This is a genomic window from Sphingopyxis sp. TUF1, assembly GCF_036687315.1.
Lineage (GTDB): Bacteria > Pseudomonadota > Alphaproteobacteria > Sphingomonadales > Sphingomonadaceae > Sphingopyxis > Sphingopyxis kveilinensis.
On record NZ_CP144683.1, the window covers coordinates 2,028,169 to 2,046,577 of the forward strand.

Here is an 18,409-nt window from a genome sequence, read left to right on the forward strand (position 1 = left end):
TTTTTAGAAGGCGACCCTTGTCCATGCCCTATCAGCCCCGCGTCGCGATCCTTGTTCCGGCGCCCGACTATGAGGAGAATTGGCAGCCCGCCTTTGCGCGCAAGGCGGCGGCGCTGACCGCGGCGGGGCTGCTCGTCGAGCCGCGCGTCTGGACCGATCCGGGCGACCTTGCGGCGCATGAGCTGATCCTGCCGCTCTTTGCCTGGGGTTATCAGCGCGACGTTGCGCGCTGGTACGATCTGCTCGACCGGATCGAGGCCGAAGCGTTGCGCGTCGCCAATCCGCTGCGGGTGCTGCGCTGGAACAGCGACAAGGCCTATCTCACCGATATGGCAGAAAAGGGCGTTGCGGTGGTGCCGACGGTCGACGTGGCGGCGCTCGATGCCGCGGCGCTGGCCGATGCGCGCAAGGCGCTTGGCGTCGAGGAGGTCGTGATCAAGCCTGCGATTTCGGGCGGTGCTGATGGCACGCACCGCATCGCGGCGGATGGGTCGATTCCCGACGACGCGATGGGGCAGCGCCGCCTCGTCCAACCCTTGATGCCCGGGATCCTGACCGAGGGTGAATTTTCGCTGTTCTTCTTTGGCGGACGCTTCAGCCACGCGATCGTGAAGCGTCCCGCGGCGGGCGACTTTCGCGTGCAGGAACAGTTCGGCGGGCGCGAAACGGCGTGGGAGGCGAGCGATGCGGCGCGCACGCTGGCGGCAATGGCGCTTGCGGCGGCGCCGGTCCCCCCGGTGTATGCGCGCGTCGATATGGTCGGCGACGCGGCGGGGCGCCTGCATGTGATGGAGCTAGAACTGATCGAGCCGTCGCTGTTTCTGCATCACGCGCCCGACAAGGGGGCCGCGTTTGCGCAGGCGGTTTACGCTGCGGTCTGATCGCTGCGGCGATGCCACAGCCATTGCCGGATCGCCGAGGTGAGGTTCGGCGGATCGTCGGCGTCCATGCGCTCGACATCGATCTGCGCGACGAGGGCGTTGACGGGGAGCCTCATCTGCACGGCCTCGGTTTCGAGCGCAGCCCAGAACACGGGTTCGAGGCTGATCGAGGTCGGGTGGCCGGCGATGGTGACCGAGCGTTTGACCGGGGGGTGGAGAGGTTGGTCCGCCATGTCGCTACTTAGCCGTTCGTGTCGAGCGAAGTCGAGACACGCCGCTAGATCGCGCCAAGCCTCAGGGGCATCTCGACTTCGCTCGATGCGAACGGAGAAAGCGAGAGCCGTTACACCCGGCTCAATACATGTGTTGGCCGCCGTTGATGCTCATCGTCGACCCGGTCACAAACCCCGCATCCTCGCTGCACAGAAACGCGACGCCACGCGCGATTTCGTCGGCTTGCCCCAAGCGGCCAACGGGAATCTTCGCGACGATCTTTTCGAGCACCTGCGGCGGCACCGCGGCGACCATGTCGGTATCGATATAGCCCGGCGCGATCGCGTTGACGGTCACGCCCTTTTTCGCGCCTTCCTGCGCCAGCGCCTTGGTGAAGCCGTGGATACCCGATTTGGCGGCGGCATAATTGACCTGGCCGTACTGGCCCGCCTGCCCATTGATCGAACCAATGTTGACGATGCGGCCCCAGCCGCGCTCGACCATGCCGGGAAAGCAAGCCTTCGCCATGTTGAAACAGCCGCCGAGATTGATGCGCATCACATCGTCCCAATCGTCATAGCTCATCCGCGCGAGGGTGCCGTCGCGGGTGATGCCGGCGTTGTTGACGACGATGTCGATCGGGCCGACCTCGGCCGCGACCTGCGCGCAGCCGTCGAGGCACGCCTGATGGTCGCCCACGTCCCATTTATAGGTTTTGATCCCGGTGCGTTCGGTAAAGGCGCGCGCCTTTTCGTCATTGCCGGCATAGTTGGCGACGACGGTGACGCCCTGTTCCTGAAGCTTCAGCGAAATCGCTTCGCCGATCCCGCGGCTGCCGCCGGTGACGATTGCTACGCGTGCCATCGATTCATCTCTCCCACAGATCGGAATCGATGATTAGGCCGCGGCGCGGCGCGCTGCAAGTTGACCGGAACGTCAATCGCAAAGCTATTCAGCGAACTAGCTGTGCCCGCGCTTTTGCGAAGTCGCCGATCGCGAGGTCGGCCCTGGCCATCGTGACAAGCAGCGTCTGCCCGTCGCCGAAACGGCGACTCATCAACCCGCTCGACGGCAACGCGAGGAGGATGAGTTCGCCGTCGCGCTCGCCGCCCACACTTGCCATCTCACGCGCGGCGAGGCCCTGCCAGAACGGCTCGAAATATGCGCGGGCGGGTGCTGACAGATTGGCGGGATCGGCGCACCAGGCATGTTTCGCGCGGTCAAAGAGCATCGTCCGGTAGTCGCGCACCCAGAGGTCGGCGTCGGCGCGGTGCTCTGTCAGCGATAACGTCGAAAGCTCGAAGGTCTGTGCGCCATCGGGGTTCGTCCTGGGAATGAGCGCCGCCCAGCGGATCGCGTGAAGCGCCGCCATCACCGCGGTCGCATCTCCGGCCGAGAAGGCGCCCCGCACCGCGCTCTCGTGGATGATGCCGATGATTTCGTCGGCGCGTTCGCGCGCCTCCTGATTGATCGCCGCGCAGCGTTCGATCAGCGCTGCCGATGCCGGATCGTCATCGGCGGGGGGATCGGTGACGAGCTGACCCAGCCGCGATTCGAGGATTGCCGCCATCGCGGTCAGACTGCCCCAGTCGAAGGGATGGAAGGCCGGATCGGCTATGTCGTAGCCGAGCGCATCGAGATCGTCGGCATCTCCGGCATCGCGCAAGCCGGAGCTGGCGTCGGCGGCATTCGCGTCGACCAGATCGACGGGCCATTGCGGAAAGGCACGCACGGCAAAGGACGCAAGGTCGCCGTCGGCCAGATCGCCGTAAGGGCCGAACCACCCCTCGCCAAGGTTGAGCGCATAGGGCGGCGCGAGCGGTGCCCCGGGTTCGCCGACATGGAGCACGCGCACCTCGGGCCGGTGGCGATGGATGAAGAAGGCGAGCGCGCCGTGGCGCGGCCCCAATCCGCCCCACAGGTCGCGCGGCAGGTCGGCGCAGCCGATCTGGGCGAGGAAATCGGCGGGCAGGTCGTCGATCTGTGGCCATGCGGCGCCCGTCGCCAGGCGCGGGCGTCCGCCGAGCCAGCTGTGCGTCGAAATGGCGTCGCGCGGCGGGATCTGCGGAACGAGATGCAGCGTGAGCGCTGCGGCCTGCTCATCGATGTCCTTCGCGGCGGCTGTTTCGACCTCTGTCGCCATCGTTTCCAGGGCCGCTTCGATGGCGGCGGGTTCGGGCATGACGTCGACCGGAAGATCGGGTTCGAACGAATCGTCGGGCATCAGGTCGCGCGGCGGTTCGAGCGGCGCCTTTCCACTGACCCGCGCAAGCCGCGACGGAGCGATTTCGACATCGGCGATCGCTGGAGCCTTGCGCGGCAATTTGGGCATCCGGCTTTCGCGCGGCGTCCGCGCGGCGCGCGGCACGCTCGGCGACGATATGGCAGAGCGGCGCGCGCGCCAGATCGCAACGGCGACCACGACACCCAGCAGGAACATAGCTGCCAGCATCAAGGCGGCCAGTTCGACCTCGTTCATCACATCACTCCACAAGTCCGCGCCGCCGCGCCGGAACGGCACAACGATGGCGCAGTATAGCGTCGGGACCTAAATAGTTGGTAAGCGGCCGAACGTCAGATCCAGCCCGCAAGCTCACGGCGCACGAGCGCCTCCAGCATCGTCATGCCGGGCGCGTCGGCGTTGAGGCAGGGGAGGTAGGCGAATTGCTTGCCCCCCGCCGCTTCGAATTGTTCCCTGCCGCGGATCGCCAGCTCTTCGAGCGTTTCGAGGCAATCGGCGGAAAAGCCGGGGGCGAAGATGGCGACGCTTTTCCTCGCCTTCGCAAAGGCTTCGAGCTGGATATCGGTCGCGGGTTCGAGCCATTTGGCGCGGCCGAAGCGCGACTGGAAGGCGACCTCGACCGGCCGGCCGAGGGCTTCGGACAGCAGGCGCGCAGTCTTTCGGCACTGGCAATGATAGGGATCGCCGAGGTGCAGCGTGCGCTCGGGCATTCCGTGAAAGCTGGCGAGCAGCACGTCGGGGGCGAAATCGAGCGCGGCGAGCCCCGCCGCGACCGAGGTTTTGAGCGCGCCCAAATAGGCGGGGTCGTCATGATAGGGCGGCAGGAACCGCAGCGCTGGCTGCCAGCGCAGCGTCTTCAGATGGTCGGCGGCGGCATCGACGACGGTCGCGGTCGTCGCGGCGCAATATTGCGGATAGAGCGGGGCAAGGAGGATGCGGCGGCATCCCGCCGCGGTCAGCGCGTCGATCGCGCGGCCGATCGCGGGTTCGCCGTAACGCATTGCATAAGCGACGTCGATGCCGTCGCCGAGCGCGGCTTGCAGCGCCGCCGTCTGCGCGCGGGTGATCGCGGCGAGCGGCGAGCCCTCCTCGGTCCATACCTGGGCATAGGCATGCGCCGATTTTTTCGGCCGCGTCGTCAGGATGATGCCGCGCAGGATGGGCTGCCACAGGATTGGCGGAATTTCGACGACGCGCCGGTCGGACAGGAATTGCCCCAGATAGCGGCGCACCGACGGCGGATCGGGCGCGTCGGGGGTGCCGAGGTTGACGAGCAGGACGCCGACGCGCGGCGCGACGACGGGCGGATGATCGGGGGGCAGGGTCATAAAGGTTGCGCCGACAGCGGGATGCGGCGGATACGGCGGCCGGTCGCGGCGAACATCGCATTGGCGATCGCCGGCGCGACGACGGGCACGGCAATTTCGCCGATCCCGCCGGGTTCGCGGTCGCTGTCGACAAATTCGACGAGGATTTCGGGCGTCTGCGAGAGGCGCGGGAGGCCAAGCTGGCCGAGCTTGCGCGCGGTTGCGAGGCCGCCTTTATAATCGGTGGTCGCGCCGACCGCGGCGGCGAGGCCGAAGATCAACCCACCCTCGATCTGCTGCCGCGCGATCGCCGGATTGACGAGTCGCCCGGCATCGACGACCGCGACCAGCTGTTCGACTTGCAATCCGCGGTCGCTCTGCCGCGCGGTCGCCATCAGCGCGATGTGGCTGCCGCGCATCGAGTGGCACGCGAGGCCTTGCGCGCTGCCCGACAAGCCGCCTTCCCAGCCGCCGAGGCTGGTCGCGGTGAGCAGGCAGCGCGCGAGCAGCGGCGCATCGCCGAGCATCGCCATGCGATAGGACAGCGGGTCCGACCCTGCGCGCACCGCCAGTTCGTCGACGAAACATTCGGTGAAAAAGGCGGTGTAGCTGTCGGCGTTGCCGCGCCAGCGTCCCGTCGGCAGACCGATTTCGGCGGGGCAATGGTCGACCGCCCGGTGCGGGATGGCGTAGCGCGTCGCCGCGCCCTCGACCGCGGCGGCATCGGCGCGGCCCGCGGCGGCGCGCTGCGCGACGTCGGCGGGGAGGTTGTCGAACAGCCGTGCGCGTACTTCATGGTTGGTCGCGGGGACCGCGATTCGCGTCACCAGCGCGTCGACCCCGCCCGCGGCGTTGAGCGTCGCGGTCAGCCTGGCGCGCGCGGGTGCGCGCGGGGGCAGGCGCATGATCTCTTCGGCGCGCGACCAGGCGAGCTGGACCGGGCGTTTGATTTCGAGCGCGATGATAGCCGCCTGCACCGCGACGCTGTGATCGAGGCAGGCGTCGAACGAGCCGCCCGCCATCATCGGGAACAGGGTGACGTCCGCGGCGGACAGCCCGGTCGCGCGCGCGACGGCGTTGCGGCACTGCGTCGGCGCCTGCGTCGCGACCCAAATGCGCAGCCCGCGGCCATCGGGCGCCGCGGTCGCGCTGCGCGTCTCGATGGGGGCGTGGAGCGCGGGGGCGACGGCATATTCGGCGGCGACCTTTGCCCGGTCCTCCATCGCATCGGCGACGTCGCCTTCGCTGTGGATGCGATAGCCGTCGGCCTTGAGCGCCGCCTTCAGCGCCGTGTCGATGCGGTCGGTCGATATTGGCGTGCCCTCGGTTTCGAACACCGGCGCCAAACGGTCGAGCGCGCGGTTCGCCGCCCACCAGTTGCGCGCGACCGCTGCGACCCAGCGGTCGTGGGTGACGACATGGAGCAGGCCGGGCGAGGCCATCCCCGTCTTGCGGTCGATGCCCTTGAGCCGTGTCGCGCCGAGCGGGCCTTGACGAATGGCGGCGAATACCATGTCGGGCAGGCGGATGTCGGCGGCATAATTGGCCGACCCGTCGATCTTGGCGGGAAGGTCGAGCCGCGTCAGTTCCTTGCCATAAAGCGGATCGGCGGCCGAAGCGCGGTAGACGGGCTCGGCGGGCGGCTCGAACGTCGCGGCGGCGGCCGCAACCTCCGCAAAGCGCAGCCGCTTTTGGCCAAGAAGGACGAAGCCGTCCTGCGTGTCGCAATCCTGCCAGTCGGCGTCCCAGCGATCGGCGGCGGCCATCATCAGCAATGCGCGCGCCTGCGCCGCGGCGGCGCGGCACGGTCCCTCGAACATGCGCACCGACGAGGAATTGGCGGTCAGCATCACGGCGTTGCGCACCGCCCATTCGCGGCGCGCCCAGCTGCGCACATCGGACACGAAATCGGGGATGCCGGCGCGCGGGGTAAAGACGGCGCTATCCTCGTCGACCAGCAGCGTATTGGCATAGAGCGGGCTGATCGGCGCGCTTTCGACCGCCATCGTGCGCCAGTCGGCGCCGAGTTCGTCGGCCATGATCTGTGGCAGCAAGGTCGTGACGCCCTGACCCATTTCGCATTGCGGGACGATCGCGCTGATATGCCCGTCGTCGCCGATTTTCAGAAAGGCGTTGAAGATATGTTCGCCGGGCGCGGCGGTCAGGTTCGGCTGGTAATCGCGCGGCCACAGGCCCCATGCGATTGCGAGCCCACCCGCGGCGGTCGCGCCGACGAGCATCTGGCGGCGGCTGACATGCGGCAGCCGCGATTTGCGCTTTCCAACCGTGTCGCGAATGCCCGCCATCGCCGACGCTGATAAGCGGGGCGAGTGGCAAGGGCAAAGGCTTTTGCCCCAATCGTCGCGCCCGCGAAGGCGGGGGCCGTCATCAGTGTTGCGCCACGCCTCCAGCGGCCCCCGCCTTCGCGGGGGCGACGAGCCGCTACCAGCCCCAGGGTGCGGGCGGCGGGGTGACCGGCTGGCTGTAATCGAAGGTCACGCGAAAATCGCGGCCTTCGCGGCTCAGCCCATAGGTAAAAGCGTCGGCGGTGGTTTCGATCGACCAGATATTGCTGTTCGACACGCTGCGCCCGGTGCGGGTGAAGAGCGCGATCGATTCGGCATCGACGGGAAAGGTCTGGCGCGTCGCGGTGCCGCGATCGGCGGTGTCGCCGCCGTACATCGTCACTTCGTCCTTGCTGCCGTCGGCGTGGCGATGGTCGTGTTTGAGGCGGAGGCCGGTGGCCGTGCGGGTGACGATCCAGGTGCGCGAGCGGTCCCAACCGCCGTCGGGACCTAGCCCGTCGATATGGAACGGGATTTCGATGCGGTCGGGGGAGCAGCGGCGGACGTGCATCACCATCGCCTTGCCGCGCATGTCGGCATCGACCTCCTGATCGCTGGCGAGTCGACCAGCATAGGCCTTGCCGCAATGCGCGGTGAGCGCGGTGAAAAAGGCGTCCTGCGGATTGTCCGCGGCGGGAGTGGAGGCGCAGCCGGCAAGCAGCCCAATGGCGGCGACGCCCAGGATTGGCTTCATTTCAACAGGCCGAGCCGCGGAATCTCGATCTTGGGACAGCGGTCCATGACGACCGTCAGACCGGCGGCGTCGGCGCGCTTCGCCGCGGTTTCGTTGACGACGCCGAGCTGCATCCACACGGCCTTTGCGCCATGGACGATCGCTTCGTCGACCGCGGAGCCGGCGTCTTCGCTGTTGCGGAAGATGTCGACGATTTCGGCGGGCGGCTCGACATCGGCGAGCGTCGCGACGACCGGCGCACCGTGGATCGTCTTGCCCGCGTGGCCGGGGTTGACCGCGATCACATTGTGACCCTGCGCGATCAGGAAGGCGAGCACGCCGTTCGAGGGACGCGCGGGGTTGGGCGAGGCGCCGACCACCGCGATACGGCGCGGCTGGCCCAGAAGCTCACGGATCTCGCCTTCGTCGTTGATCGCCATCATTTGCCCTTTCGTGCATCCAGCCATTCGGCGACCTTCGCCGCTATCGCGTGAAATGGTTCGCCCGCGGGATCGGTTCCCGCCGCGGGCGGGACGCCGCCGTCGCTCGCCAGGCGGATGCCCATCGACAGCGGCACGCGGCCGAGAAAATCGAGGCCCATCGTCTTGGCCGCCGCCTCGGCGCCGCCGCTACCGAACGGGTCGCTGACCTCGCCGCAATGCGGGCAGGCGTATCCCGCCATATTTTCGACCAGCCCGATGATCGGCACGTCGGCCTGCTGAAACAGGCTGACCGCGCGCGTCGCGTCCATCAGCGCCAAGTCCTGCGGGGTCGAGACGATGACTGCGCCCGCCGGTTTATGCTTCTGGATCATCGTCAGCTGGACGTCGCCGGTGCCGGGCGGCAGATCGACGACGAGCGTGTCGATATCGCCCCAGCTGGCATCGACCAGCTGTTCGAGCGCGCGCCCCGCCATCGGGCCGCGCCATGCGATTGCCTGACCCGGCTGGGCGATCTGGCCGGTCGAGAGCATCGGTACGCCATAGGCATTGGGCACGGGGGCGAGTTTCGATCCACGCGCTTCGGGTTTCACATGTTCGCTGTCCATCAGGCGGGGCTGCGACGGACCATAGATGTCGGCGTCGACCAGGCCCACCTTCACACCCTGCCCCCGGAGCGCGACCGCGAGATTGGCGGCGAGCGTCGATTTTCCGACGCCGCCCTTACCACTGCCGACCGCGATGATCGTCATCGCCTTTTTCTCCGCGGTCATCGCGACGCGCACTTTGCGCACGCCGGGCTGTTCGAGCAGGCCCGCGCGCAGCTTGTCTTCCAGGGGTTTGCGATCTTCGGCAGCGAGCCCGGTCACGTCGAGGACGATCGCGAGCGTGCCCGTGTCGTCGAGGAAGCGAAGGCCCGAGGTGCGGCCGCCGCTGAGATCGGCGGCGATGCCGGCGAGGGGGGTGGTATCGGTCATGACCGCGCCGAAATAGGGGAGCGGGCGCGCTTTGCCAGCCATTTTCGCGCGGACCCCCTGTTAATCGCGGCCGCCGCCCCTATAAAAGCATTATGAACGACCAGATTGAAGGCAGCACGGGGCGCCGCACCCTTCGGGGATTGCGGCAATTTTTTGATTCGATCAGCCTGATGGCCAACAGCCCGTGGGGCGGCGGCCCCAAGGGCGGCGACGACGGCGGCAAAGGCGGCGGCGACGGCAAACGCCCCGGCCCGCGCAACCCATGGGTCACGCCCGATCCCATCGACATCAACCGTGGCCGCAAGCCGCGCGGCCCCTCGGCGCTCGACGAGCTGCTGCGCAAGGGGCGCGGGGGCTTCGGCGGCGGTGGCTCGGGCGGTGGCGGAGGCTTCGATCTCACCGATTCGGGGCGAATCTGGAAATGGGCGGTTCTAGCGGTCGTCGCGGTCTGGTTGTTCTTTTCGTCCTTCCACATCGTGCCGCCCGAAAAGGAAGGCGTGGTGACGCAGCTTGGCAGCTACGCGCGTACCGTCGGCCCCGGCGTGAAACTGACTTGGCCCGCGCCGATCGAGCGCATCCGCATGGAGGACGTCCGCGCAATCCGCACGATGGCAATCGGATCGCCCAATGCGACCGACGAGAATTTCGTGCTGACGCGCGACCAGAGCATCGTCGACCTGGCCTATGAGGTCCGCTGGTCGGTGCGCAGCCCGGAACTTTTCTTCTTCCAGCTTGCCAATCCCGAGGACACGATCCGCGAGGTCGCCGAAAGCGCGATGCGCGCCACCGTGGCGAATTTCGACCTCGTGCAGGCGATCGGCCCCGGCCGCGTCGAGATCGAGGCGCAGGTGCAGCGGCGGATGCAGGCGCTGCTCGACGAATATCGCGCCGGCGTGACAATTCAGGGCATCGCGATCCGCCAGGCGGACCCGCCGAGCCAGGTCGATGAGGCGTTCAAGGAAGTCACCGCGGCGCGGCAGGAGCGCGAAGCCGCGATCAACCTGGCCCGCGCCTATCAGCAGCAGGTGCTGGAACGCGCGCGCGGTGACACGTCGGCGTTCGAACAGATCTACGCCCAATATCAGCTGGCGCCCGAAGTGACGCGCCAGCGGCTTTATTATGAAACGATGGAGGCCGTGTTGTCGAACGTCGACAAGACGATTGTCGAAGCGCGCGGGGTGACTCCCTATCTGCCGCTCAACGAAGTGCAGAAACGGCTGCGCGCGCCCGAAGCCGCGACGAAGGGAGGCGAATGATGTTTGGTTCGCTTTTCAGCAATCCGGTGCGTCTGCTCGTCGGTGTCGTTGCGGTTCTTGTTCTGCTTTCGATGACGGTTTCGATCGTGCCCGAGGACCGCCAGGCGGTCGTGCTCCGCGTGGGCGAGGTCTATGGCACCAAAAACGCGTATAAGCAGGGCGAACAATTCGGCCGGTCGGGTGCGGGGCTGCTCTTCACCATGCCCTTCGCCGATTCGGTGCAGCTGATCGACAAGCGCATCCTGGGCGTGAACATGGAGCGGCAGCAGGTCCTGTCGACCGACCAGCAGCGTCTGCAGGTCGATGCTTTCGCGCGCTTCCGCATCACCAATCCGGTGCGCATGTACACGGCGATCCGCACCGAGGAGCGGTTGCAGCAGCAGCTCGCGACGATCCTCGGTTCGTCGCTGCGCAACGAACTGGGCAAGCGTACCTTCGCCACCCTTCTGTCGGCCGAACGCGGCGCGGTGATGGACAATATTCAGGTCGCGCTCAATCGCGAGGCGCAGAAATATGGCGCCGAGATCATCGACGTCAGGATCAAGCGCGCCGACCTGCCCGAAGGCGCAACGCTGGAGGCAGCGTACAACCGGATGCGCACCGCGCGGCAGCAGGAAGCGATTTCGATTCGTGCCGAGGGACAGAAGGAAGCGCAGATCATCCGTGGCAGCGCCGACGGTGAAGCGGCGCGCATCTATGCCGCCAGCTTCGGCAAGGATCCTGAATTCTATGATTTCTACCGCGCGATGCAGAGCTATCGGCAGACGTTCCTCGGCGAGAATAACGAGGGCGGGACGTCAATCATCCTGTCGCCCGACAATGAATATCTGAAACGCTTCAGCGGCGGTTGACCTCGAAAAAAGGGGGCGGGGAGATCGCCGTCGGCGTCCCCCCGCCCCCAGTGAGGCATCAGAAGCGCAATCCGATGCCTGCCGAAAGCTGGTGCCGGTCGGACCGCACCTTGAGCGCCGGATCCTGGTCATCGTCGCCGATGCGATAGGATCCGCTGCCATATTTGGTGTAAACATATTCAAGCTTGGCATAGACATTCTCGGTCAGGCCGAGCTGGACGCCGCCGCCCGCATGAAAGCCGCTGCGGTTCTTTGAAAATTCAAAGATGTCGCCCGGTTCCTCATCGTCATTGTCGGTGATGTCGGGGTCGTAAACCGTGCTGAGCTTGCCGTGCGAATAGCCGCCCTTGACGTAGATCAGCGCGGTTTCGCCGATCGGCAGGCCAGCGCGCGCGCCGAGCGTGAAGGTGCGCTTGAGCTTGGTGCAGCTCAAGTCGTCCTCGATCAGTTCGACGCACATGCGGCTGTCCGACAGTTCGGCGCCGACATAGCCGCCGATCACGAAGCCGCCGTCCATCTGCACATCATAGCCGAGTTCGACGCCATAGCCGATCGAACCATCCTTGTCGGACCCGTTCAGATATTCGGGACCGCTGTCTTCGTCGTCTTCGTCATAGTCGGGATTGGGGATGCTCGCCTTTCCGCCTAGCTGATCCCAGCCGCCGCGGGCCTCGATGCGAAAGCCCGACAGTTCCTGTGCGTGGGCCGGGGTCGCAAATGCCGCGAGGGCAACGGCGATCGATAGGGCATATCTCATTCTTCGTTCCTTTTCCGTCGGTGGATGGGGAGTCCGTCTGCGGACGGAATGCCGGGTCGCGGGACATCGCTTGCGATCGACTTTCCGTGCCATTGACGGAGTCCTTTCCGCTAAGCCTTGAAAAGCGGCATTTTTTCGGTGAGCGCGGCGTCGCGGATTGAATCTGGCGATCTGGGCACCACTTGAGCTGCGAAACGCTGCGGCTTGCGGTCCGGGACAAGGGGCGGTAACCGATGAACCGACCGTACAAGCATCGTTCATGTTCAAACGGCGTTAAGCCATGGGGCGCCAGACAGGCCGCGCCGGGGTTAATGCGTTTCCTGAAATTCGTATGAGAAGAGGATTTGCGATCGTGCGTTATGTATATGGCATCACTTCGGCGCTGTTGATGGGCGGAACGGCGCTGGCGCTGGTTACCCAGTCGCCCGTCGGCGCCCAGGTCGCGCAGAATGAACGCAGCGAGATGGCGCGCGTCACCCCGCGCGCGGGTGCGCCCGAAAGCTTTGCCGACCTGGTCGAACAATTGCAGCCCGCGGTTGTCAACATCTCGACCAAACAGGAAGTGACGCTCGGCGTCCGGCTCAATCCTTTCGCGGGGACGCGTGAGCCGATCACGCAGGAACAGCAGGGCGGCGGATCGGGATTCCTGATTTCGTCCGACGGCTACATCGTCACCAATAACCACGTCATTTCGGGCGGCCCGCGCGGCGAAGCCGTGAACGAAGTGACCGTCACGCTTACCAACCAGCGCGAATATAAGGCGAAGATCGTCGGCCGCGACGCGACGTCGGACTTGGCCCTGCTCAAGATCGACGCTTCGGGCCTGCCCTTCGTCAAATTCGCCGATGGCAGCCCGGCGCGCGTCGGCGACTGGGTGGTGGCGATCGGCAATCCGCTCGGCCTCGGCTCGACGGTGACCGCGGGGATTATCTCGGCGGTGCAGCGTAACATCGGTCAGGGCGGCGCCTATGACCGCTATATCCAGACCGATACCGCGATCAACCGCGGCAATTCGGGCGGCCCGCTGTTCGACCTGCAGGGCAATGTCGTCGGCATCAACAATATGCTGATCTCACCCGTCGGCGCGAACATCGGCGTCAATTTCGCGATCCCCGCCGAAGCAGCGATTCCGGTGATCGAGGCGCTGCGCGCGGGCGAAGCGCCGCAGCGCGGTTATCTGGGCATCGGCATCGCGCCGGTGACCGAAGATCTGGCTGCGGCGCTCGGGCTGGCCAAAGATCGCGGTGAGTTCGTCCAGCGCGTCGAGGCCGGTGAGGCGGGTGAAAAGGCCGGGCTTAAGCGCGGCGACGTCGTGCTGAAGGTCAATGGCAAGGACGTGACGCCGCAGCAGACCTTGTCCTACATCGTAGCAAACACCAAGCCGGGCACGCGCATCCCGCTTGAAATCGTGCGCGATGGCAAGACGATGACGCTGAATGCCGTCGTCGGTACGCGCCCGCCCGAAGAGCAGCTCGCCGGGGATAATTTCGACCCCGAAGAGGAACAGACGATGCCCGAGGATCCGTCGGGCGCGGCCGATGAGGCGATCCAGAACAGCCTGGGCATGGCGGTGCAGCCGTTGACCCCGGCGATTGCACGCGCCGTCGGCATCGACGCCGACAGCAGGGGGCTGGTGATCGGTGCTGTGTCGGGTACCAGTGACGCGGGCCGCAAGGGACTGCGCCGCGGCGACGCGATCCTCAGTGCCAACCGCACGCCGGTCACCTCGGCCGAGGCGCTGGCCAAGGTCGTTTCCGACGCGAAAAAGGCCGGCCGCGACGCGGTATTGCTGGAAATCCTGCGCCGCGGCGGACCGTCGGCCTTCGTCGCAATCCGCGTCAAATAATCGCGTCGCGCGCGAAACGGAACAAAGGGGCGTTGCCATCGCAACGCCCCTTTTTCTTTGCACGCACGGGAGTATGTTCTTAATATGTTCACTCAATCGAATCGGAGAATGTCAATGATCGGATATGTGATGCTGGGAACGAACGATCTGGAGCGCGCGGCGGTGTTCTACGACGCTATCGCTGCCGAGCTGGATACGCCGCGGATGATGGAGTTCGACACGTTCATCGCCTGGGGCAAGCCGGGCGGTGCAGCCGGGATCGGTCTGACCAAGCCATTCGACGGCAATCCCGCGAGCGTCGGCAATGGCGTGATGGTCGCATTGGAAGCGAAGGACAAGGAACAGGTCCACCGGCTTTACGACATCGCGCTCGCCAATGGCGGGACGTGCGAGGGCCCTCCGGGACCGCGCGGCGAAGGCTTTTATGCCGGTTATTTTCGCGATCCCGACGGCAACAAGCTCAACGCCTTTATCATGGGATGAGCGGCGAGGCGTGATGGTGAGGGGCTGCGACAGATATTCAGCGCCGTGCCCCTGCGAAGGCAGGGGCCCATCATTCAGACTTGAGGCAGAAGGCGAGGGCGCCTTTGATAGTCGACGGCAGGTGATGGGCCCCTGCCTTCGCCGGGATGACGTTCGGTCGAACAACGATTAGCCGCTAAAGCAGGTCGAGGCTGCCCAAATCGAGCGCTTGCCGCGCGGGGCGTTCGGCCATCAGCGCGAACATTTCGTCGCCGCGCGGCGTGCGCTCGACGCTCATCGAGGCGAAGACCGCCATGAAATAGCCGCTGAGCGCGCCGACGCGATAGTCGGCCCATAACGCATCAGGATCGGGCGCTATCCCGCGCGCCCGAAGCGCGGCGATCCACTGGTCGAACGCCGGCCGGTCGGCGGCGGCGCGCTCGGCCGGATCGGCGATGCTGGTGCCGACCAGATAGGCAAGGTCGGTCGCGCCGCTGCCGCGGCCAAGCGTCTGCCAGTCGACGAGCCAGCAAGGTGCGCCGCCGGGCGCAAACAGGATATTGTCGATACGCAGATCGCCGTGGACGATCATCCGCGCCGCCGGTTCGCGCGCGAGATAGCGGTCGAGCTGTGCAGCGATCCCGGCGCCGAGGTCCAGCACCTCGGGCGCGAGCCGCGCCGCATAGCGTTCGCGAAATCCCGCATAAAGCTGCGGGAACAGCGCACGCACGACATCGGCATTGTCGCGTGCGAGCCAAGGTAGCGTGTCCAGCCGCGGATCGTTCCACAGCAGCGCGTGAAGTGCCGCCGCGGTCTCGATGCACGGGGCGAGCCCGGCGGCGTCGATACCCGCGAGCTGGTCGCCTTGTCGCGCAGGGGCGAGGTCGCCGAGGATCAGGATGAAATCGACCTCGTCGTCGGCGATTTCGGCATGATAGCACCGCGGCGCCGCGACGCCGCTGCCCGCGGCCAGCTCGCGATACCAGCTCACCTCCTTGACATAGGTGCCGGTCAGCCGCGCGATATGGCGGCTGGCTTCGTCGTGGCTCGGGCATTTGGCGATCACGCTTGCCGGGCCATCGCCCCCCGCCGCCCAGTCGAGCGTCAGGCGGAAGCTGTCGCACATCTGTCCCGTGCCGACCTTGGCCGCGGCAAAGCTCCGGAGCTGGCCGGGATGCCCCAGCACCGCGCCGAGCCAGTCGGGCGTCATCGCGTCGGGTGCGGTGGGAAAGCTCAAGGCGCGGGGTCCATCAGTCCCGACAGGCCGGTCGGCGCGTGCGGCCCGACGAACAATTGTTCGAGGACGCCGGTGCCGCGGTGGACGGTGCCGCCTTCGGAAAGGTCGGCGGTGACGAGCGCCTGGACGTGCATTGCGAGCGGATTGCCCCAGCCACGATCCTCGACGGCGAGCGCATCGTGCGCCACCGCCAGCTCCGGCCCATGGTCGAGCCCGTGCCCCCAGACGGGGTGCGTATAGCCGAGTCCGCTCATCGCGAAAACGGGGCCGGTGGGGGTCAAGGTCAGCCGCCGGTCGCCGCCGAGGTCCGCGGACAGGCCGGCGATGCGTCGCGTTCCGGGCTGCCACTCGACCGCAAAGCGTGCGTCGTCGAAATGTGTCTCGGTCCCCTTGTCAGCGACGATGACGGCGCGGCGGTTCCACGGCGCGCCCGCGGCGTCGTCGTTGCTGTGAAAGAAGATCGAACGGTCGGCGAAATTGCACGGCGTCCACAACCAGAAGAATTGCGCGAAATTGCCCTCAGGCGGCGGCTGCGGTTCGCTCGCGCCGACGGGGCGGATGCCCCAGCTGCGGTCGCGGGTGCCCGTCCAGCCGTCGGTAACATCGACGCGCTGGCCGCCGACCGACAGCCAGCCCGACCAGCGGCCGTTCTGTGTCATGCGCGTATAGTCCATGAACAGCCGCGTGCCGTTGCGGCGCGTGAAGCGCGGTTCCTCGATCGGAAAATGCCGACCGGCAAAGTGCAGCCGACCCGCAAGGGGGCCATCGTTCGGCGCAATGTCCAGCGTCAATGATTCAAGCGGCGCGTCGATCGTGATCGCAATCGGGCCGACCGACAGGTCGAGTCGCTCGCCGCCCGACCGCCGGCTGGCGCGAAGATTATGCTGCACCCCGTCGAGGATGACGCAAAAGCTGGCATCGACAATGCCGAGCTGCGGATAAAAACCCATCGCTGCGGCGAAAAACACCGACCCGTCGGGCGCATAGCCGTTGAAGAAATAGCGGTCGTAAAAATTGCGGTCGGTGCCCGCGAACGCGATCGGCTCGGCGCTCTGGTGCAGCGGGTAATCATCGCCCTTGGTCAGCATCGTTCCTCATCCCGTTTTTTGTTGCAACCTAACGGGACAGACGGCGGCGTCAATGCACCGGCGGATCGACCGGCGGGACGGCGTGGACGGGCGCAACAGGCTCGCCGGGGTCGCGCGGGGGCAGCGCGTCGGGCGGGATGTCGGCGATCTGCATGTCGGGGGTCGGCACGTCGGCGAGGTTGCGGACACGCACCGACAGCGCGCCGTCCTCGATCAACAGCTCGTTGAAGCTTGGCGGGGTCGAGCGGATTCGCTGCGACAGCGTGCCGGCGCCGATCATGCGGATCGGCCCGCCCGCGGTCTGGTTCACGAGATCGAAAGCGTCGTGGACGTGGCCGGTCAGCACCGCCACGACGCCGCGCTTCGCCAGCGCGGCGAGCGCACGTTCGCCGCCGCGGGTCAGCGCGCGGCCTTTCGTGCCCGCCTCGACCAGCGGATGATGCGCGGTAACCAGCACCATGGTGCCGTGCGGCAGCGCGTCGATCGCGGCGAGCGTGCGGGTCAGCGCGCTTTCGGTCACCCATCCTTTCGACCAGTCGAGCCGCCACTGCGCGCGCGCGGTTGTCTTGAGCGGTACGATTGCGAGCCCGGGCAAGTCGATTTCGCGCTCGACGAGCCGCTCGATGCGGCGGATGCGGCGATAGGGAAAGAAGAAGCGCGCGATCGGGTTGAAATAGGGGAGGTCGTGATTGCCGACCTCGACCGTCACCGGAACGTCGAGCGTTTCGATCCAGTCGCAGGCGGCGGCGAATTCACGGGAGCGCGCGCGCATCGTGAGATCGCCGGTGATGAGGACCGCGTCGGGGCGCTCGGCGCGCACGCAATCGCCGAACCAGTCGAGCGCCGCCGGATCTTCGAGCCCGAAATGCAGGTCGCTGATATGAAAGAGTCGCCTCATGCCGTCGCGATGAAATCGACCGCGCTGGTGCCGAGCGCAAAGCGCGCGGGCGATCCCGTTTCCCGAAGCTCGCCGTCATATTCGAGGCTGATCGGCGCTTCGCCTTCGAGGATGATCGTTTCGCCGGTTGTAAGCGCCTCGGTCGGCCCGTCGCGAAAATCGCCGCCTAGCCAGGCGAGGCCGTGGCGCAGCACATCGCCCGAGCCCTCGGCGACGATGCCCTCGGCACGGATGCCGTGCTGGGTGGGGGTCAGGATGATCGCGGGCCAGTCGCGATCCTGTCCGGCGATGCGCACCCCCGGCGCGTTCATCATCGCATCGAGCGCCTCGGGCGCGGCGCGGCTCGCTTCGATCAGCCCGTCCTGCCGCATCGTTTCGCGCACCTCGGCCCAGCGGGTCGCGGGGCCGGCGACGATGGTGATGAAGGCTTCGCCGTCCTGCGACCGGATCATCGGAATTGCGGCCCGACGCCCGTTTCCTCGCAGCGCATCGGCCAATATGTCGGGTGCGTCGCGGTCGCCGTGGAGCGACTTCGACAGGAGGTTGAGCGTGCCGCCGGGCAGCGGCAGGATCGCGCCGTCCCACCCCGCCGCACCGCGCGCCGCCGCGTTGATCGTGCCGTCGCCGGTCCAGACGATCAGCAGGTCGATGTCGCGCCGCGAAAGCGCGTCGGCGTCGGGGATCGCGTCATCGGGCAGCGCAAAGGTCGCGGCGAGCGGCGCGCCCCGTTCGCGGCACGCCGCCGCGATCGCTTCGAGGACGGCCTCGTCGTGGCTGCCGCTCTGGCTGTTGCAGACAAGGGCGGGGCGGGAAAAGGGGCTGGTCATTGCCTTCTTCTACGCGCGAGCCGGGAAAAGGTCGCGCGTCGCGTCATTGGTCCGCGCTTGTTCCGCGCGTCGCGGGCCTGTAGGGCGCGGCGGGATGGCGGCGCGGCTT

Annotated in this window: 18 protein-coding genes; 5 read left to right on the plus strand and 13 right to left on the minus strand. The window is 66.9% G+C overall.

All coding sequences use genetic code 11. The features are described 5' to 3' along the window. Positions 1 to 23 precede the first annotated feature (23 nt). Entirely contained in the window at positions 24 to 881 is an 858-nt protein-coding gene (locus tag VSX77_RS09605) for an ATP-grasp domain-containing protein (RefSeq protein WP_338424384.1), read from the plus strand. On the opposite strand, the gene VSX77_RS09610 is transcribed toward VSX77_RS09605, so the two are convergent. From VSX77_RS09610 to VSX77_RS09645, 8 genes are all read right to left on the minus strand, one after another. Then, positions 866 to 1,114: a ribbon-helix-helix domain-containing protein gene (locus VSX77_RS09610; RefSeq protein WP_338424385.1), complete on the minus strand. Its 249-nt coding sequence runs from the start codon at positions 1,112 to 1,114 to the stop codon at positions 866 to 868. The two genes, VSX77_RS09605 and VSX77_RS09610, sit on opposite strands and share 16 nt — an antisense overlap. 121 nt (positions 1,115 to 1,235) lie before the next feature. Next, positions 1,236 to 1,958: an acetoacetyl-CoA reductase gene (phbB, locus tag VSX77_RS09615; RefSeq protein ID WP_338424386.1), complete on the minus strand. Its 723-nt coding sequence runs from the start codon at positions 1,956 to 1,958 to the stop codon at positions 1,236 to 1,238. An 88-nt stretch (positions 1,959 to 2,046) separates the two neighbouring features. Beyond that, positions 2,047 to 3,573: a DUF1963 domain-containing protein gene (locus VSX77_RS09620; RefSeq protein WP_338424387.1), complete on the minus strand. Its 1,527-nt coding sequence runs from the start codon at positions 3,571 to 3,573 to the stop codon at positions 2,047 to 2,049. A 95-nt stretch (positions 3,574 to 3,668) separates the two neighbouring features. Continuing rightward, positions 3,669 to 4,664: a ferrochelatase gene (gene hemH / locus VSX77_RS09625; RefSeq protein WP_338424388.1), complete on the minus strand. Its 996-nt coding sequence runs from the start codon at positions 4,662 to 4,664 to the stop codon at positions 3,669 to 3,671. Next, positions 4,661 to 6,949, minus strand: coding sequence for a xanthine dehydrogenase family protein molybdopterin-binding subunit (locus VSX77_RS09630; protein WP_338424389.1), 2,289 nt, complete (start codon positions 6,947 to 6,949; stop codon positions 4,661 to 4,663). The genes hemH and VSX77_RS09630 overlap by 4 nt, the downstream gene beginning before the upstream one ends. 136 nt (positions 6,950 to 7,085) lie before the next feature. Then, the gene (locus VSX77_RS09635; protein ID WP_338424390.1) at positions 7,086 to 7,682 is read right to left on the minus strand and encodes a hypothetical protein; all 597 of its coding nucleotides are present in this window, start codon (positions 7,680 to 7,682) and stop codon (positions 7,086 to 7,088) included. Continuing rightward, the gene (locus VSX77_RS09640; protein WP_338424391.1) at positions 7,679 to 8,101 is read right to left on the minus strand and encodes a CoA-binding protein; all 423 of its coding nucleotides are present in this window, start codon (positions 8,099 to 8,101) and stop codon (positions 7,679 to 7,681) included. The genes VSX77_RS09635 and VSX77_RS09640 overlap by 4 nt, the downstream gene beginning before the upstream one ends. Next, positions 8,101 to 9,078, minus strand: coding sequence for an Mrp/NBP35 family ATP-binding protein (locus VSX77_RS09645; protein WP_422397315.1), 978 nt, complete (start codon positions 9,076 to 9,078; stop codon positions 8,101 to 8,103). The genes VSX77_RS09640 and VSX77_RS09645 overlap by 1 nt, the downstream gene beginning before the upstream one ends. Positions 9,079 to 9,170: 92 nt before the next feature. Between VSX77_RS09645 and hflK the strand changes: the two genes are divergently transcribed. Both hflK and hflC read left to right on the plus strand, forming a co-directional pair. Next, on the plus strand, positions 9,171 to 10,334 hold the full coding sequence (hflK, locus tag VSX77_RS09650) for a protease modulator HflK (RefSeq protein ID WP_338424393.1): 1,164 nt from the start codon (positions 9,171 to 9,173) through the stop codon (positions 10,332 to 10,334). Then, a complete protein-coding gene (gene hflC / locus VSX77_RS09655) occupies positions 10,334 to 11,185 on the plus strand; it encodes a protease modulator HflC (RefSeq protein WP_338424394.1) in 852 nt (283 codons plus the stop codon). Before hflK ends, hflC begins: the two co-directional genes overlap by 1 nt. Before the next feature lie 58 nt (positions 11,186 to 11,243). Here the strand turns inward: hflC and VSX77_RS09660 are convergent, their stop codons facing one another. Next, positions 11,244 to 11,942, minus strand: coding sequence for an outer membrane protein (locus VSX77_RS09660; RefSeq protein WP_338424395.1), 699 nt, complete (start codon positions 11,940 to 11,942; stop codon positions 11,244 to 11,246). A gap of 352 nt (positions 11,943 to 12,294) precedes the next feature. On the opposite strand from VSX77_RS09660, the gene VSX77_RS09665 reads away from it, so the two are divergent. Together VSX77_RS09665 and VSX77_RS09670 are read left to right on the plus strand one after the other, a co-directional pair. Further along, complete coding sequence (locus VSX77_RS09665) at positions 12,295 to 13,788, plus strand: trypsin-like peptidase domain-containing protein (protein WP_338424396.1); 1,494 nt, start codon at positions 12,295 to 12,297, stop codon at positions 13,786 to 13,788. Positions 13,789 to 13,902: 114 nt separating this feature from the next. After that, positions 13,903 to 14,271, plus strand: coding sequence for a VOC family protein (locus VSX77_RS09670; RefSeq protein WP_338427250.1), 369 nt, complete (start codon positions 13,903 to 13,905; stop codon positions 14,269 to 14,271). A gap of 175 nt (positions 14,272 to 14,446) precedes the next feature. On the opposite strand, the gene VSX77_RS09675 is transcribed toward VSX77_RS09670, so the two are convergent. Genes VSX77_RS09675 through VSX77_RS09690 form a run of 4 tightly spaced genes read right to left on the minus strand, consistent with a single transcriptional unit; the run spans position 14,447 to position 18,300 of the window. Continuing rightward, the gene (locus VSX77_RS09675) at positions 14,447 to 15,487 is read right to left on the minus strand and encodes a phosphotransferase (protein WP_338424397.1); all 1,041 of its coding nucleotides are present in this window, start codon (positions 15,485 to 15,487) and stop codon (positions 14,447 to 14,449) included. Beyond that, entirely contained in the window at positions 15,484 to 16,575 is a 1,092-nt protein-coding gene (locus tag VSX77_RS09680; RefSeq protein ID WP_338424398.1) for a hypothetical protein, read from the minus strand. Before VSX77_RS09680 ends, VSX77_RS09675 begins: the two co-directional genes overlap by 4 nt. A gap of 49 nt (positions 16,576 to 16,624) precedes the next feature. After that, positions 16,625 to 17,473, minus strand: coding sequence for a metallophosphoesterase family protein (locus VSX77_RS09685; protein ID WP_338424399.1), 849 nt, complete (start codon positions 17,471 to 17,473; stop codon positions 16,625 to 16,627). Then, positions 17,470 to 18,300, minus strand: coding sequence for a diacylglycerol/lipid kinase family protein (locus VSX77_RS09690; protein ID WP_338424400.1), 831 nt, complete (start codon positions 18,298 to 18,300; stop codon positions 17,470 to 17,472). The genes VSX77_RS09685 and VSX77_RS09690 overlap by 4 nt, the downstream gene beginning before the upstream one ends. Between the last annotated feature and the right edge of the window lie 109 nt (positions 18,301 to 18,409).